Annotated in this window: 13 protein-coding genes; 12 read left to right on the top strand and 1 reads right to left on the bottom strand. The window is 40.6% G+C overall.

Translation table 11 applies throughout. The features are described from left to right. The first annotated feature begins 302 nt into the window (after positions 1–302). From MTF66_RS30800 to MTF66_RS30770, 7 genes are all read left to right on the top strand, one after another. Complete coding sequence (locus tag MTF66_RS30800; protein WP_054563468.1) at positions 303–1373, top strand: OmpA family protein; 1071 nt, start codon at positions 303–305, stop codon at positions 1371–1373. 295 nt (positions 1374–1668) lie between these two features. Then, positions 1669–4266: a bifunctional aconitate hydratase 2/2-methylisocitrate dehydratase gene (gene acnB, locus MTF66_RS30795; protein ID WP_058583984.1), complete on the top strand. Its 2598-nt coding sequence runs from the start codon at positions 1669–1671 to the stop codon at positions 4264–4266. A gap of 212 nt (positions 4267–4478) precedes the next feature. Next, a complete protein-coding gene (locus MTF66_RS30790; protein WP_054563470.1) occupies positions 4479–5420 on the top strand; it encodes a hypothetical protein in 942 nt (313 codons plus the stop codon). Then, positions 5420–6424, top strand: coding sequence for a hypothetical protein (locus tag MTF66_RS30785; protein ID WP_248529536.1), 1005 nt, complete (start codon positions 5420–5422; stop codon positions 6422–6424). Before MTF66_RS30790 ends, MTF66_RS30785 begins: the two co-directional genes overlap by 1 nt. 106 nt (positions 6425–6530) lie before the next feature. After that, positions 6531–10535, top strand: coding sequence for a hypothetical protein (locus MTF66_RS30780; protein WP_248529535.1), 4005 nt, complete (start codon positions 6531–6533; stop codon positions 10533–10535). A 199-nt stretch (positions 10536–10734) separates the two neighbouring features. Next, on the top strand, positions 10735–11367 hold the full coding sequence (locus MTF66_RS30775; RefSeq protein ID WP_248529534.1) for a 2OG-Fe dioxygenase family protein: 633 nt from the start codon (positions 10735–10737) through the stop codon (positions 11365–11367). A 9-nt stretch (positions 11368–11376) separates the two neighbouring features. Beyond that, positions 11377–12615, top strand: coding sequence for a cysteine desulfurase-like protein (locus tag MTF66_RS30770; protein WP_248529533.1), 1239 nt, complete (start codon positions 11377–11379; stop codon positions 12613–12615). 79 nt (positions 12616–12694) lie between these two features. On the opposite strand, the gene MTF66_RS30765 is transcribed toward MTF66_RS30770, so the two are convergent. Further along, complete coding sequence (locus MTF66_RS30765) at positions 12695–13399, bottom strand: 2OG-Fe(II) oxygenase (protein ID WP_054563475.1); 705 nt, start codon at positions 13397–13399, stop codon at positions 12695–12697. Between the two features lie 36 nt (positions 13400–13435). Between MTF66_RS30765 and MTF66_RS30760 the strand changes: the two genes are divergently transcribed. The 5 genes from MTF66_RS30760 (at position 13436) to astA (ending at position 18376) form a co-directional block, all read left to right on the top strand. After that, a complete protein-coding gene (locus MTF66_RS30760; protein ID WP_248529532.1) occupies positions 13436–13831 on the top strand; it encodes a thioesterase family protein in 396 nt (131 codons plus the stop codon). Between the two features lie 85 nt (positions 13832–13916). After that, the gene (locus tag MTF66_RS30755) at positions 13917–14495 is read left to right on the top strand and encodes an aminodeoxychorismate/anthranilate synthase component II (protein ID WP_058583980.1); all 579 of its coding nucleotides are present in this window, start codon (positions 13917–13919) and stop codon (positions 14493–14495) included. Positions 14496–14543: 48 nt separating this feature from the next. Then, entirely contained in the window at positions 14544–15704 is a 1161-nt protein-coding gene (locus MTF66_RS30750) for an HDOD domain-containing protein (protein ID WP_248529548.1), read from the top strand. A gap of 369 nt (positions 15705–16073) precedes the next feature. Beyond that, the gene (locus tag MTF66_RS30745; protein ID WP_248529531.1) at positions 16074–17279 is read left to right on the top strand and encodes an aspartate aminotransferase family protein; all 1206 of its coding nucleotides are present in this window, start codon (positions 16074–16076) and stop codon (positions 17277–17279) included. 80 nt (positions 17280–17359) lie between these two features. Next, on the top strand, positions 17360–18376 hold the full coding sequence (gene astA / locus MTF66_RS30740; RefSeq protein ID WP_055198948.1) for an arginine N-succinyltransferase: 1017 nt from the start codon (positions 17360–17362) through the stop codon (positions 18374–18376). Positions 18377–18387: the final 11 nt, after the last annotated feature.

Raw genomic sequence — 18387 nt, 5'->3', positions numbered from 1 at the left:
GTTGATTTAAAAATAACCAATATAATAATGTAATTGGGAATGGACTTTTATCGGTTTTGAAGTCAGTAGATTAGGCTGAATCGACTTTCACCTAATCATAACAAAGCGATCTAAAGGCATTGTTACGCAAAGTTATTTAGATAACCTATTATTTGGGTAATTGACTGAAATTACTCGGCAAGATTTTTGTTCTGTACCGAGTTCGTTAAGTTTTGATTAACTATTAGTCGACTACTCTGTTTAAACTGATTGAGCTGGTTTGACTTAGCTACAATTTTAATTGTGAAAATGGGAAGGAAACAATGAAATTAAAATCACTTACTATTGCTTTAGCACTTGCTGCAACTAGTGCTTCAAGCTTCGCTGCCGAAAAGCAAGGTTTCTACATCGGCGCATTTGGCGACTACTATGATAATTCTTGGGAAAATGTCCGCGACTACACTCCAGGTGGCCTTGATGTTGATGACTCTACAGGTTGGGGTTTAGAGCTAGGTTACCGTTTTAGTGATTACTGGAGCGCTCGTTTAGAATACGCTGACATGGACTTCGATTGGAAAGCTGATCTAAACGACGGTACTTCTGTTAGCGGTACTGAAAGTGGCAAACGTTACGGTATTGACGCTTTATATCACTTAGGCGGTGGTCCATTCTACGGTATTTTCGGTCTTAAAAATCTTGATGCGGTTGACGAAGATCTAATGTTCGCAAACGTAGGTGCTGGTTACCAACACTACTTCACAGATAACTTTGCGTTTAACGCTGAAACATCTTTATACCAAGGTCTTGACCGTGGTTACACAGATGTTGGCGCTAAATTAGGCCTAAGCTATATCTTTGGTGCGCAAAGCTCAGCTTCTGAGCCAGTTGAACCTGCTCCAACAGTTGTTCCTGTTGCGGTTGAGCCAGTTGATAGCGATGGCGATAACATCCCTGATGCTGATGACCAATGTGCAAACACGCCAATGACTGACGCTGTTGATGGTACTGGCTGTACATTATATGAAGATCGTGAAGTAACTAAGAGCTTACTAATCACGTTCCCTAACAACACTTCTAAAGTATCTCAACAATACTTAGATGATATTGACCGCGCTGCTAAGTTCTTAAAAGAGCACCCAGGTACTGACGTAGTACTTGAAGGTCACACTTCATCAGTAGGTAAAGCTGACTACAACAAGTGGTTATCTAAGAAACGTGCTGATGCTGTTGCTAAGAAACTAATCGAAGACGGTATTGACCCAATGCGTCTTACTACTGTTGGTTTAGGTGAAGAGCGCCTTAAAAACCCAGCAAATACGCCAGAAGCTCATGCTGAAAACCGTCGTGTTGAAGCGAAAGTAACTGTAATTGAGCGTGTAAAAGTAGAGCGTTAATCTAACCCTTTACGCAAATTTGAAAACCCAGCCTTGTGCTGGGTTTTTTCATTTTTATAACCTATAAAGTAAGTAGATAGGAATGATTCTTAATAAATATTCATTTGAATAGAGTTTTTTTCTAGTACTATTCATGCTACTTATAGTGAATATTAAACTCCTTACTTACAGCATGGATTTTCATCTATACTTAAAAGCTTTATAATTAACTGTCAGAATACTAAAGGTACTGGGTCTTAATTGGTATTTAGCTTAATACTACCGAGTACTTTCACGTCACCAAGAGGGCAATATTGTGCTACAAGAATATCGTAAACACGTAGAAGAACGTGCCGCGTTAGGTATCGTACCAGCGCCATTAGATGCTCAGCAAACGGCTGATCTTATTGAATTAATCAAAAACCCACCGGCAGGCGAAGAAGAGTTTATCGTTGATCTTCTAGTTAACCGTGTACCACCAGGTGTTGATGATGCTGCTTACATCAAAGCAGGTTTCTTAGCTGCAGTTGCAAAAGGTGAAGCGAGCTCTCCACTTGTATCAAAAGAAAAAGCAGCTGAGCTACTTGGTACTATGCTAGGTGGTTACAACATCGCACCTATGATTGATCTTCTAGATGACGAAGCGTTAGCGCCGATCGTTGTTAAAGGTTTATCAAACACATTATTAATGTTCGATGCTTTCTATGATGTAGAAGAAAAAGCGAAAGCAGGTAACGAATTTGCTAAGCAAGTAATCGAATCGTGGGCAAATGCAGAATGGTTTGTAAACAAGCCTGCAGTTGCTGAAAAAATCTCAGTTACCGTATTCAAAGTAACTGGCGAAACAAATACAGATGACCTTTCTCCTGCACCAGATGCATGGTCTCGCCCTGATATTCCACTGCACGCTTTAGCAATGCTGAAGAACGAACGTGATGGTATCAATCCTGAAAAACCAGGTGAAGTTGGTCCAATCTCACAACTAGAAGAGCTTAAAACGAAAGGTTTACCTCTTGCATACGTTGGTGATGTAGTTGGTACGGGTTCTTCTCGTAAATCTGCAACTAACTCAGTACTTTGGTTCATGGGTGATGATATTCCTCACGTACCAAACAAACGCGTTGGTGGTGTATGTTTAGGCGGTAAAATCGCTCCTATCTTCTTCAACACAATGGAAGACTCTGGTGCATTACCAATCGAACTTCCTGTTGATGAGCTAAACATGGGTGACCAAATCGATATCTTCCCATACGAAGGTGTTGTTAAGCGTCACGGTACTGATGAAGTAATCTCTACTTTCTCTCTTAAATCAGACGTAATTCTTGATGAAGTGCGTGCTGGTGGTCGTATTCCACTAATCATCGGTCGTGGCTTAACTGATAAAGCGCGTGCATCACTAGGTATGGAAGCTGAAGATATCTTCCGCAAGCCTGCTCTTGTAACTGATTCTGGTAAAGGCTTCACATTAGCTCAGAAGATGGTTGGTAAAGCATGTAACATGCCTGGCGTACGTCCTGGCCAATACTGTGAGCCGAAAATGACAACTGTTGGTTCGCAAGATACAACAGGTCCTATGACGCGTGACGAACTTAAAGATCTAGCATGTTTAGGTTTCTCTGCAGATCTAACAATGCAGTCTTTCTGTCATACATCTGCTTATCCTAAGCCAATCGACGTAAACACTCACCACACACTTCCTGATTTCATCATGAACCGTGGCGGTGTATCACTACGTCCAGGCGACGGTGTAATCCACTCATGGTTAAACCGTATGTTATTGCCAGATACAGTAGGTACTGGTGGTGACTCGCATACCCGTTTCCCTCTAGGTATTTCATTCCCAGCGGGTTCAGGTGCGGTAGCATTCGCAGCAGCAACTGGTGTAATGCCTCTTGATATGCCTGAGTCAATCTTAGTACGTTTCAAAGGTGAAATGCAGCCAGGTATCACATTACGTGACCTAGTTCATGCTATCCCTTACTACGGTATTAAAGAAGGTCTTCTTACAGTTGAGAAGAAAGGTAAGATCAACGAATTCTCTGGTCGCGTACTAGAAATCGAAGGTGTTGAGCACCTAACAGTTGAGCAAGCTTTCGAGCTTTCTGATGCGTCAGCTGAGCGTTCAGCTGCAGGTTGTACAGTTAAACTTTCTAAAGAGTCTATCGCTGAATACCTAGAGTCAAACATCGTAATGCTTAAGTGGATGATCTCTGAAGGTTACGGTGATGTTCGTACTATTGAGCGTCGTATCAATGCAATGCAAGAGTGGTTAGCTAACCCTGAACTTATGGAAGCTGACGCTGATGCAGAGTACAAGCATGTAATCGAAATCGATCTTGCAGAAATTAAAGAGCCAATCCTTTGTGCTCCAAATGACCCAGATGATGCACGTCTTCTTTCTGACGTAACAGGCGAGAAAATCGACGAAGTATTCATCGGTTCTTGTATGACTAACATCGGTCACTTCCGTGCTGCAGGTAAACTACTAGATGGTTTCAGTGGCCGTATCCCAACTCAACTTTGGGTTGCACCACCAACGAAGATGGATAAAGACCAGCTTACTGATGAAGGTTACTACGGTATCTTTGGTCGCGTAGGTGCGCGTATCGAAACTCCAGGGTGTTCACTATGTATGGGTAACCAAGCACGTGTTGCTGATAAAGCAACTGTTGTTTCTACCTCTACGCGTAACTTCCCTAACCGTCTAGGTACTGGCGCTAACGTATTCTTAGCATCAGCAGAGCTTGCAGCAGTAGCGGCAATCTTAGGTAAATTACCTACACCTGCTGAGTACCAAGAGTATTCAGATAAGATCAATGCAACTGCAGCTGATACTTATCGTTACCTGAACTTCCACCGTATGCCTCAATACACTAAAAAGGCAGACCAAGTGATCGTTCAGCAAGCTGTATAATTAGTAATAATTAAATTTACTAGTATAAAAGCCCGCACCTAGCGGGCTTTTTTATTAAGTTTTTGTTCAGTTTGGTTTGTAAAATTAATACATTTGTCTACACTGATTATTGTTAAAAGTTAACAGTTGTAACTTTGTGTTTAATGTTGTAACCAAGGAAGGCGGGCATCATTTCTTGGCTGCATAGATTTTGCAAATCAAGGAATTGAACAATGAAAGCACTTCTTCTTTTACTCCCCCTTAGTGGTTCGGCTCTTGCTGTTAACCCCTCTTTTAGTGAAGTCCGACTCGGTTTTGAAACGATTAGCTATAGTGAGACTCTCAATGATGTAGCAGGGTTTGGCAAGTTGAGCCAGTCAATTGATGTGACCAATCCCGCAATACGACAGATATCATACACAGGGATTGATGATGATTGGGGATTCTATATTGAAAGTGCTGCAACAATTTCTACCGAAATTGAAACTGAAACTTGGCATTTGGCAGAGTTTGGCGATATTCAAGAAAATGCATTTAAAACAAAAGCGAATGAGATCGGTTTTAAAGGTGCTTATAATTTTTCAAAAGCCATACAGTTTACTTTAGGCACTAAGTTTTTTACTTCTAGTTTTACACGCTCAAATTTTGCTTTTGTGCAACCTGGTGCGGCTGCATTTGATGAGGCACTGATTGCTATCTCAGATGATCCAGATAACCCCGCTCGTTTTACCTTACCGGGTATGAATAACGCGAACAATGTGGGCGACCAACAAGATTATAACTCCCAGCTACGCCCCGTGGTCTCTGTGTCAGAAGATCAAATGGGTATCTTGCTTACTTTAGGTGCCCGTTACGATAGTCGTTTAAAAGACAGTTTTAATAAGTACAGCTGGTATGCAGAAGCTGAATTGAGTACACCCATGTACTCTGAAATTCAAAATACTCAATTTGAAACAACTACATTAACCGACAGTTTTAATGGCTGGGGTGTGTTAGGACGAGTCGGGCTACGTTATCAAATAATGTCACATATTGCGTTAATGGGCGGTATTGATGCGCAATACAAATCTCGCGATATAGTGACTAAGAATCTTGAAAATGGTCAACGTCTGCGCGTACCTGAAGTCGAATATAGTAATGTGTCTTTTGCAGTTGGTTTGCAGTGGAGCTATTAATGAACAAGTTCGCCATAATTAGCTCATTACTTTTATTCTCTTTATCAGGGTGTAAAACCATTGATTCTGTTCAGCAAGATTTAGGTTCTCTTGCGAGTAGTATTACAGGAGAAGAACAGGCGAGCCCCGAACAAATACAGGCAGCCTATGAAAAAGCCCAAAGTGTTTTCCAAGAAGCACTGACAGCTTATAACCAAATAGATACGGAGAACTTAGCGCAATTTGATGAGGAGCGTGTAGCTAAGGCTCGTAAAGTTTGGGCGGTGCTTGAGCCTGAGTTTAATGAACTGCGTTTAGCTCCTGAACATGCTTTAAAAAGTGCGTCACTGTTCTCATCTGACACGGTTGCAGATGAAGTCATGTCTCAAAGTCAGGAGGTCATTTCCTTGGTTACTGAAGCGCAGCTTGCCAAGCAAAGGATCACATCGGTTTTACAGCCAATTAGAGATGAGTTTGCCATTTTAGATCAATTGGATGCTGAAACATCTTATGAAAAGCGTTATCGAGAGCTAGATAAGCAACATCAACAATTAAAGGAAATGCTCATTGACGGGCAAGAGCAGCAAGTTGCTGAGTATGTACCTAAGCTATTAGAGCAACTCATTGATTTAGAAAAAGACGCCGTTGTACAGTTTTATTTCTCTCAGTATATCGAAAAAATTTATGGGCTAGCTAACTCAAAAAAAGTCGATATATTTCCGACAGTTTATCAGGACGTTCGAAAACAATTAGAGCAAGGTGAAACATTTAGTAAAGCTAACTATCGTGAGTACGAGCAAATTAAACAACAAGCTGCTTTATTGTCATTACAAATCGATCGTATTAATAGTCTCTATGCTGAGTACTTAGCCCAAAAATCGGCTATTGATAAAGACACTGTTGAAGCGCACATGCTGAGTCTAGAAAGTGAAATTTATGCATTGACCATGGCTGCTGGTTTGGGTGATCTGAGAGGCCTCTCTTTTCAGGAGCAGCTTCAACAAGTAAGAAAAGCAATTAATTGAGTAAACCAAGAGCCACAGTTCGCTGTGGCTTTTTATCAACGTTAAGGGATTTAGCGTTTACATGGCTAAGAATTTCCCTGCTATAAGTGAATATAATGGAGTATGTATGTTAATTCATAAGCGGCTGTTGGCTGCAGTTATTGGTACCTTATTTTTAGTTGGGTGTGGGGGAGGTGGAGGTAGTGACTCTGAAACTAAACCAGATCCTGTAGACCCCGTTAATCAAAGTCCAACAGTTACTATTAGTGCCGAATCAGAAGGTGCAGAGCAGACTTCTTTTAAATTAAGTGCCGCTGCCACAGATAGTGACGGTAGCATTGCCTCTTACAGTTGGACATCTGATGCTAGTTTTGACTTTGTACAAAGTGATGGATTAACGAGTGCTGAAGCTACTTTTCAAACACCCGATATAGACGCTGATACAACGGTTAATTTCACTGTCACTGTAACCGACAACGATGGAGCAACAGCTTCAGCAAAGCATAGCGTTATATTTAAACGAAATGTATCAACAGTGACAATTACCGGGATAGTAACGGATCAACCAATTGCTAATGCAGAGTTAGAGATTAATGTCGGTAGTGACGTCTTTTCGGTCAATGCAGATCAAACCGGTCGCTATACGATAGAGCTTGTTGTGGACGAATCTGCAAGTGATAAGCTTGTGCTGGTCAAAGCAAAAGGTCTTGATAGCACCAACCCTGGGGTTGCTTTTGTTTCACAGCTAAGCTCAATTCAAGCGTTATTGGAACAGGCTGGTGAGGATAATACGCTTGATAGTGAAGACAACTTTGGCGTCAACATTACGAATGTAACGACCGCAGAATATGCGCTTTTAACACGTAATAATGAAGAACCTCAATCAGTCGAAGAGCTAAACGCAGCACTGCTAAATGTTGATGCTGACGAAAAGATCTTATTGGCAACTCTCATCAAAATCATCGTGGATAATGCAGATTATGTTCTCCCTGAAGGCGTCGAAAGCACACTCGATCTTGTCAGTGACGAAGATATCGCTAAGAACTTTGAAGATGAAGTAAATGAGAAAGATCCAGATCTCATTGAAGAGACGAAAGAAGAAATTAAAAAAGATGAAAACTTAGTTTCTGATAGCGATGAGCCTATTGTCGGTGATTTTATAGTTAACTCACCTCGTTATTATAACAATGATGCATATCACCTTGTTCTGGCAAGTGACGGTACAGGTGAACTTAATGCAAATACAAGCTCAACACTGACAATGAGTAAAGAATCAGGGGTGTATACCTTAGCACTAGCAAATAGTGTAGTGACTTACACTGATGAATATAACGATGGCAATGAATCTTATATTGGGCAAACAAAATTAACAGATTTTAGTTTTCAAGTTTTAGCAGAAAATGAGGTTTTCAGAACGATTGAAGTGACTCAAACCACACAAAGAACATTGGACTACCAAAATGGTAGTGAACCCGTTGTGGAACCTTCAATTACTCGAACCTATACAACTAACCTGATTGATAAAGCTAAAACAATAGCACTAAATACTACAGAGTTAACCGAAAACACATGGGTTTTAGACCTAAGAGACAATGATTATGATTCTGCGTCATCTGATGATGAACCTGAAACTTTGCGCTTTTATGCCGATGGTACAGGGGATGTAACGGGTGAGAGTACTGAGGTATTTAGTTGGGAGCTCAATGATACTAAGTTATCTATTAGTTATGATGAAAACGGTGAAACTGGGTTAATTGAGTTTTGGTTTACAAAAGCTCTCTCTGCGGGCTACCAAGTGGTTGCATTAGACACTAGTTTTGATGAGCCAAGTAATACATTAACAGGCTTAATGGTTAAAAAAGCGAATGTAACAACAACCAATGAGGATATTATTGGTCGTTGGCATGGTTTTGTTGGTACGTCTCAATCTTATGATTTGAATATTTATCCTGATGGTAGTGTCGCTATTGGTTTAGGTAATTCAAGTTTCCAAGGTCATATTGAAGATGGCAACTTCTCTAGAAAACGTTTTTATTCAGAAACATATGGTCTTGTTTCAAGTTGTGATGGCTTTGCTGATGACTGTTACCTTGAAAGTGAAATGCAACATGAATTCATTAATATCGTTGGTAGCACCTACTACATAATTAGAACGCTAACTTATTACACTATGGCTGGTGAGGCATATGATGAAGTTAAATCGGTATTCATTTATGAATATAGTAAAGACTTGTCATACTCAGCTTTTACTGAAGAGCTATTAGATGGTGCGATTTCTCTTTACAAAGATGATAGCTCTACAGATGCTATTTACATTCAATACAATGATTTAGGTGAAGAAGAGTATGTTGTCCGTTTTGATGCTGTTGAGCATATAGCAACGTTCAATGATGGCGTATTAAGCTATCAAGTTGATGGCAATACGTGGTTTGTTGAGCTGGTTTCTGCGGATGAAAATGCTGTTACTATTTGCCGATATCAGCAAGGAAGCAGTTGTTCAGCTGATACGCAGATTAGCTACTTACCTAAGCGCCCTAAAGTAACGTTAACAGTAAACCCATCTCAGAATGGTAGTCTCTCACCTAGCAGTCAAACTTCGTATTGGCACCAATACGCGTCTTTCGTAATTAGCCCAGATGAAGGGTATGTTGTTGACGAAATTACAGGATGCGAAGGATATATCGAAGGAGCTTATTACCTTGTCTATACCACAGGTGCTGATTGCGAAATTACAGCAACATTTAAACCTGCATTATTAGCCGCTGGCGAGTATATTTTAAATAATAGTGATTTATATAATGCACCAGCCTTGGGCTTATTACTAAATGCAGATAACACTGGCGCTGTAACTCTCAACGGTAGTTCAAATATCAACTGGTATGAAGTTGATGATCACATTGAGTTATCACCTATCGATAGTATTGTCGTGGAAGAATATATCTCTTTCCCTGATGGCATGACAGAGGTTCAATATCGCACGGAGATTAGTTACGCTGAATTAATGCCAATGGCAGAAAAAGGGCTTAATTGGCATTGGCTAACAGTTGAATATAGCTATTATGAGAATGACGTTTTAGTGAATACCAGCACTGAAAGTTCCAATGTTTATGCATTTTCTGATGGCGATGAAATTGCCGTTGTAGGTGATGATGTCGTAGGGCAATGGGCTGTAAGCGCTGAACAAGGAGGAGTGCTATTAAATATGCAGATCAATGCTGATGGAACAGGCTCTTACATAGATATTTTGAGTGATGAGCAAGATACGTTTAGTTGGCAGATCATTGATAGCAATTTAGTACTTAATCACAGCAGTGATAATTCAACAGATACACTCTATTTTACTAAAAACATCAACGTTGGTTACCAATTTTTAGATAAGGGTAATGATAACGAGGGGGACTATGTTGATGCAGGCATGTTTGTTAAACGCAATGAAGTAGCCATTAATGCAAGTAATTTTTCTGGTCGTCATCAGTTCAGAGAGGGTCATGATATTGATTCGCATTGGGCTGAAATCCAAATTTATGACGATGGTGAAATCTTCTTTACCTTTGGAACAAGTTCATATCAAGGAAGCTTTATTAATAACCGCTATATTAGAAGGCTTTATGTAGATACTAGCTCAGGAGGTTGGGAAACAACTGACTTCTGTGATACTAGCTTGGATACATGTTACATTTATGGTGAGTTCGTTTACAAGCTGATTGCTATTGATGGAGCCCGCTATTTTGTCGAGCGTACTGTGGCGTTCGATGATAATGGTACTGGGGTGCTAGAAAAATCATCTGCACATCTATATGTACATGATTATGCTACTTCAACAGCAGTTGATAAATTCTACGACTACGACTTATATAGTTTCACTTTATATGAAAGCGATGGTACGAAATGGTCATTAAATGAGCAGGGCTATAATGAAGATAGTCAGTCTTATGAGTACTCCCTGACGATTGGAGAGCAAAGTATCACAGGTGCTCAGTTGGTTGATGGTAAATTGTCATTTATTGAAAATGGCCAAGACACGCTGCTTGAGCTTATAAGCAACAATCGCACCGAACTCGTTTTCTGTAAGTATTTAGCAGGTAATAGTTGTCAGTCACAAGATCAAGTTTCCCTTTCTATGAGCAATTAAACTTGTCGTAAATTGTGCAACCTAAAACAGCCACATTTGTGGCTGTTTTTATTTTTTAGATTAAATATTCTAAAAAATGTCTATAACGATCTTAAAATTATCCAATATACCTTGCTGGTTTACATAAAAACGCAAATATTCCCTGCTAATTGAATTAAAATCCTCGCCAACATTCTCAACGTATTAAGGCGAGATCGAAATGACTACATTAAACAACCAGAACCTTCTACAACTTCGTTTTGTAAGCCAAGCGCACATTGACGCAGTTAAGCCTTCTTTTGCTAACCTACCTGCTAACCCATACGCAGATGGTGAATTTCGTAAGCGTCGTTATTCAGTAATTAAAGTTGTTGATGGTGAATTAAAACTACAACCAACAAAAGCATTCGTGCAAGATGACTCAATCAATACCTTCCAAGGTAATGTTGAGCGTACCTATGAAAATCTAGAAGATAGCTTATTAGTGACTGATGGTATGAAGCAAATCGTGAATCAGTTCCGTGATATGACGGGTATCAGCGATGATCGCGTTATTGAAATTCACCAATTCAGAATGCTTGCGATCGACAGTGACACACCAGCTGCGCCAGAAGGTGTTCACCAAGATGGTTTTGATCACGTATGCGTATGTGGTGTATCACACGAAAACCTAGAGGGTGGTGAGCTGCTTGTTTATGAACACCAACAAGCTGAGCCATGTTTCAAAATGGAAATCAAAGACGGCATGTTCGCACTGATTAATGACCGTGAAGTATGGCACAACGCTACACCAATGAATAAATTAGATGCAAGCAAAGAAGGTTACCTTGATTGCTTCGTACTAACCGCGTAAGGGTATCTCATGAACTTAACGCAATTACGTCGCCAGTTCCCTGCACTTATGCAACAAGTTGCAGGTCAGTCACCGATTTTTCTTGATGGCCCAGGTGGCTCGCAAGTACCACAGTCAGTGCTAAGCGCTATGAGTGCATATTTGGGTTACTACAACTCAAACTTAGGCGGTGCATTTTTCTCAAGTGATAAAACGGTAGAGTTAATGGCAAATGCTCGCCAAGCTGCAGCCGATTTATTAAATGCGCCATCTAAAGAGCAAATCGTGTTTGGTGCAAACATGACAAGTTTAACGTTTAGCTTTAGCCGTGCTATCTCGCGTGATTGGACTGCTGATGATGAAATTATCGTCACCAATGCAGATCACTTCTCAAACGTATCATCTTGGCAGCAAGCTGCTGAGGATAAAGGCGCGTCAGTTAAAACTACTCTTATCAACGAAGCTGATTGCAGCCTAGATATGGCACACTTTGAAAGCCTTTTATCTAGCAAAACAAAGCTTGTTGCAGTGACGTATGCATCAAACACCACAGGTTCAATTAATGACATTAAACGCATCGTTGAGCTTGCACATGCTGTTGGTGCGCTAGTTTATGTTGATGCCGTACATTACGCACCTCATGAATTGGTTGATGTACAAGCACTTGATTGTGACTTCTTAGCCTGCTCTGCATATAAGTTCTTTGGTCCTCACCTTGGTATTGTCTATGGCAAACGTGAGCATCTTGAAAGTTTCACACCATATAAAGTTGAACCTGCAAAAGATGTTGCGCCAGGTCGCTGGGAAACGGGTACACAAAGCTTTGAAGCGCTAGCTGGATTAATTGCTGCTGTTGATTACATTGCTGCAATTAGTGAGCTTGATGACAGCCATTCACGCCGAGAAAAACTCGCGGCTGCATTTGCTATTACTAAACAACACGAAATGGCATTAAGTAAGCATTTCTTAACGCGTTTAGCTGATTACCCACGCATCAAGTTATTTGGTATTGATGATCTAGAGCGTATAGCTTATCGCACACCGACTTTTGCTTTAACTTTTGAAGGCATCGAGCCACGTGTTGTGTCTGAATTTTTAGGTAAGCAACATATTTGTGTGTGGGATGGTAACTTCTACGCTCAAGGCTTATGTAAGCAACTAGGTGTATTAGAAGCCGGGGGCGTAGTACGCATTGGTTGTATGCATTACAACACAATTGAAGAGCTTGATAAGGTTTTTGATTTATTTGATCAATTACTAGCAGATTAAAGCTGAGCTTTAATTAAGCTATAAGCTTCAAGCCTTAAGCTATAAGTTTTAAGCAGCCCGAGTGGGCTGCTTTTTACCGCTAGGACTGTGGTTGTCCATAAATTTGTTCCGCGCGGTTGAATAAGACCCACGAGGTTAAAATATACTTATCATTTGAAATTGGCTTATTACCACGGTGCGTGTGGGTAAAATAGCCCGGTGCTACGACCATAGAGCCTTGTTTTGGTGATATTTTTCGTTGTTGATAGTAAAACTCAGTTTCACCACCTTCTTCTACATCATTTAAATAGAACATAAATAACAGCACACGATGCAGAGCTTCGTTGTGGCCAGCTTGCGGGTATACCTCGCTATGCCAATAAGGGTAGCCACCTTTATTGATATCGTATTTCTGTGCTTGAATTGGACCCATGCGGAAAATTTGCTGCACAAGTAATGGCAATTGTGGTTTGCCGACTTCTTCAAAGTTATCTTGTGTTAGGTCAACAGGTTTGCCCGTTTGCGGATGGTAAACCTTTAAACCAAAGGCACCAATCATCATAAAAATATGCTCTTCAAGGTATTTGAAGACGTAACCCGCAGTCGTTTGTTGAATATGCTTTAGTTGCTCAGCGTATTCAGGGTGGTTATTAAGGTATAAATCGCGGCTGTCTTTTTTCGCTAAATCTACTCCGCCTGAGGTAATGCCTTGTTTTAAATGCGGGCTTTGTTCAAATACCGTGATAAAGTTGTCGCAAAATTCTTTGCTGAGGGCGTTTTCGTATACGCGAATAAAGTCCGTCATGAGCTACCTTTAGTTTATATTTTTTATAGGGTTACTATGTTTACTGAAACTATCACACCACGCTTTAGCGAAACAGATGTGCTAGGGCACATCAACAATACCGTACTCCCTGTATGGTTTGAAGCCGCCCGAGCGCCTATTTTCAGGTTTTTTACTCCCGATTTAAACCCTTATGAGTGGAAACTGATCATTGCTAAGGTTGAAGTAAGCTTTGTGGGTGAGTTGTTTTATGGTCACGATGTCACAGTGAAAACCTGTGTTGAGCACATAGGCTCTAGTTCATTTGTACTGCGCCAAGAGGCTTGGCAGCAAGATAACTGCTGTGCCGTTGGTAAAACCGTACTAGTACGTTATGACTTTGCAAATAAATGTTCGCAAAAACTTAATGAGCAAGAAAGGGCTGAGCTTACAGCGCATTTAATCGCTGAGTAATCCCCCATTTTTTGCCGACATTTATGAACGCTTGGGGTAAAATGCGCCTTCATTATTTTGACTGAGTAATTTTGGGTTACACGCAATGCTGTTAATGATCGACAATTATGATTCGTTTACATACAACCTAGTGCAATATTTTCAGCGCTTAGACCAAGATGTATTAGTTAAACGAAACGATGAGATCAGCATTGCTGAGATTAAACAACTTAACCCAGAGCACATCGTACTATCGCCTGGGCCATGTTCACCAAACGAAGCGGGTATTTCTTTGCAAGTGGTTGAACAACTAAAAGGCCAGTTGCCAATTCTTGGTATTTGCTTAGGTCACCAAACTATTGCTCAGGCTCTAGGTGCTGATGTTATTCGTGCAAAGCAAGTGATGCATGGTAAAACCTCGTTAGTTAAGCATACCAATCAAGGTGTGTTTAACGGTTTGGCAAATCCGCTGACGGTATGCCGCTACCATTCTTTAGTGGTGGATAAACAAAGTCTGCCTAGTGACTTCAGCATTACCGCATGGACAGAACAAAATTCTGATTTTGATGAAATTATGGGGATCATGCATAATGATTTAGCACTTGAAGGAGTGCAATTTCACCCCGAAGCAATTTTGACCCAACAAGGGCTTGAATTACTTGCTAACTTTTTAACTCGCTTCTAACCTTAGGCTAGTGAATTAACAAATATGACCGACAATACGCCTGTGCAAATGACCGAAGAAAACCGACAACAAAGGACTGCGATGGTGCTTAATGAGCGCGCGCACGATCTTTTGCTTGGTCACAGTTTTGCACAGCGTCAAATTGGCTATATTCACACTCTCGAAATTGATTATGGCGAATCAATGGAACAGCGAACTCTATTAGAAGTAGAAGTTGCTGCTGAGAAAAAACGTCAAAAGAGCAGCACAGCTCACCATAAATACCGTGCACAGGCGAGCAAGCAATTACACCAAGTGATTGAGGCTGCCATGCATAAGCAGCTTGAAGACATTGATTCAGTAATTCATGAAACTATAGGGATTCAAGATAGCGTACCTGCTATTTTAGATATTTTAGCTGTGCGCTCGGCCTCAGTAGGTCGACTAGAGCCGTTAGTTAAAGATTTGAGTTGGTTAGGTCGTGAGCTCGTTGCGTTTGTGAATTTACCTTTTTATAGAAAACAACGTAATAAACACACTTCAGTTCAGGTCGATAACCCACTGTTAGCGCTGCGCTACATTGGTTTAGATAACTTAAAGTTTGTCGTGCCAACCTTTGCGGTACGCCATTGGATGCCACACAGTACAGAGCCATTTCCACTACTAAAGCGTCGACTTCGTGATAACTCAATGGCGTGTGCCATTGCTGCTCAAGAACTTGCTAAATTAAATGGTGTAAATGAGGTGCACGCGTTTACCTTAGGTATGCTACTTGATGTGGGTAAGATAGCGCTAGTGCGCATATACCTTCGTATTTTCGAGTTAGTTTGGCAACGCCAAGTAAAGAAAGCCCGTGATGAGCAAAAGAAAGACTTACACACAGCTTTATTAGAGTTAAAACCCGATCCTTTATTTTTAAGCTCTTTGCTGAACAAGCAGTCGATGAAGGTAACAGCGACCGTAATTGAGAAAATGGCCTTTAGGTATTTGCCATTTAATGCGGTAATGCAGCAGTTAACTACACCTTTAGCTAAAAACGATGAGTATTTGCCGCTTACCAAGGTGATTTTAAAAGCACGTTGTTACGCTCAGTATTTAAGTTTAAATGAGCATCAACTAGTCGAAAATGACGAAACCGAACGTTGGTTTGCACACTTCGATTTCACTAAAGAAGAGCTTGATCAGCTAGCAAAATGCAATTTTGATCGCTTTCATATTCAAATTAATTAAAAAAATTGTTAATTTTTTTGCGACTATTCATTCATTGTTTATCAATCCGCAGCGACAAATTTTTTCTCTTTAGCCTCTGCTTGGCTCACTAGCCGTACGCCTTTTTGTAGTATTTAGAACAAAAAGTAGCCTTCAAATAGTTATTCACTATCCATGAAAAAATATCTCAAGCCCTTTATTTTCAAGGGTTACATGAAAGTTTTCTAAGAGACAGGATGAAAATTTTCTGGAATAATGGATGAATGAAAATTGAACCAAAGAGTAATTTTGGTGATTTTGCGCTAAGCTCAATCGGCTAAGTAAAATGGCTTAGTTTAGCTTTAGAGCGCCACCTTACTCTGAGTGTGCTTACAATTATGAGGATATAAAATGACAGTCAATCGCGAATTATTTGATCAAGTAATGGTTCCTAACTATGCACCATCAAGTGTTATTCCAGTTCGAGGCGAAGGCTCTCGCGTATGGGACCAAGAAGGTCGCGAATTTATCGATTTTGCTGGTGGTATTGCTGTTAACTGTCTTGGCCATTGTCACCCAGCTCTTGTAAGTGCATTAAAAGAGCAAGGCGAAAAAATTTGGCACTTATCAAATGTAATGACTAATGAACCAGCGCTTCGCTTAGCTAAAAAGCTAACTGATGCAACGTTCGCTGAAAAAGTATATTTTGCTAACTCTGGTGCAGAAGCTAACGAAGCGGCACTTAAACTTGCACGCCGTTTTGCACTTGATAACTTTGGTGAGCAAAAGTCACAAATTATCTCATTCAACAAAGGTTTCCACGGCCGTACCTTCTTCACAGTAACAGTAGGCGGTCAAGCTGCGTACTCTGATGGTTTTGGTCCAAAACCTGGTGATATCGTTCACTGTGACTACAACGATTTAGCAGCATTTGAAGCGCTTATCTCAGACAGCACGTGTGCAGTAATGATGGAGCCTCTGCAAGGTGAAGGCGGTATCATTTCGCCAACTGCTGAGTTTGTTGAAGGTGTTCGTGAGTTATGTACAAAGCACAATGCACTACTTATCTTTGATGAAGTACAAACAGGTGTTGGTCGTACGGGCGAGCTTTATGCTTATCAAGGTCTAAATGTAACTCCTGATATCTTAACGACTGCAAAAGCGTTAGGTGGTGGTTTCCCTATCGGTGCGATGATCACCACAACTGATATCGCTAAGCACTTAAAAGTAGGTACTCATGGTTCTACTTACGGTGGTAACCCACTTGCGTGTGCAGTAGCAGAAGCAGCATTCGACACAGTAAATACTCCTGATGTACTTAACGGCGTTAAAGAAAAGTCAGCGTTATTCCGCGAGTTACTAACTGCGATCAACGAAAAGTACAATGTATTCAATGAAATCCGTGGCGAAGGTCTATTAATTGGTGCTGTAGTAACAGAGCAATTCAAAGGTCGTGCAAAAGAGTTTTTAGTAGCAGGTACTGCAGAAGGCGTTATGTCTTTAGTTGCTGGCGCTGATGTTGTTCGTTTCACTCCGTCACTTGTAATTCCAGAAGCTGATATCCGCGAAGGTATGGCTCGTTTCGAAAAAGCAGTTGCAAAAGTCGTTAACGGCTAAACGAAACTGTCATTTCAGGGCAAGTTAAGCTTGCCCACATTTCTTAATTTACCGTTATTTATAAGGGAGCAAGCGGACTTATGATGATCCTTCGCCCAATCCAGCAAAGCGATTACCAAGCGTTAGTAAAGATTGCTGTTGAGTCAGGCCATGGCTTTACGTCTTTGCCTAATAATGAAGAGTTATTACAAAAGAAAATTGATCATTCTGTCAGCTCATTTGCAAAAGCAGCACAGCAGCCAGGTGATGAAGGTTACTTGTTTGTTCTTGAAGATAGCGAAACGGGTGAAGTTGTAGGGACTTCGGGTATTGAAGCCGCTGTTGGTTTAGATGATGCTTTTTATCATTATCATTTAAGCAAAGTAATTCACTCTTCTCGTACGCTAGACGTGTATAAAGCCGTTGATATTTTAACTCTGTGTAATGATTACACCGGTGCAACTGAGCTGTGTACATTATTCTTAAAAGATGGCTACCGTAAAAACAATAACGGTAAATTGCTTTCAAAAGCGCGTTTTATGTTTATTAATCAACATAGAGAACGTTTTGCTGACACCGTCATTGCTGAAATGCGAGGTGTGTCAGACGAAAGCGGCGAAAGCCCATTCTGGCAATGGCTAGAAGAGCACTTTTTCTCAATGGACTTTCCAACGGCAGATTACTTAACGGGTATTGGCCAGAAAGTATTTATTGCTGAGTTAATGCCTAAATACCCAATTTACGTCAACTTACTGAGCAAAGATGCACAAGCTGTGATTGGTCAAGTACATGACAACACACGCCCTGCGATTGAACTATTAAAGAGCGAAGGTTTTACCTTTAATGGTTATGTAGACATTTTTGATGCAGGCCCAACTGTTGAAGCAAAAGTAGATAACATTGCTACAGTCAGAAATGCCCACACAGTTAAAGTTGAAATTGGTGAAAGCCAAGGCGACACCACGGTATTGTTAGCAAATGATAAAATTGCTGATTTTAGAGCAACCGTGACTCAAGTTAGCCTATCATGCGATGCCGATAGCATCACAATCTCAAGTGAATTAGCAAAAGCACTTCACTTAGAAGCGGGTGATTCAGTATCACTTGCAGAACTATAGAATTCAGGAGA

The organism is Pseudoalteromonas sp. 2CM39R (assembly GCF_023161845.1).
Note: the sequence above shows the minus strand (reverse complement) of the source record. Positions and strands in the feature narration are given on the sequence as shown.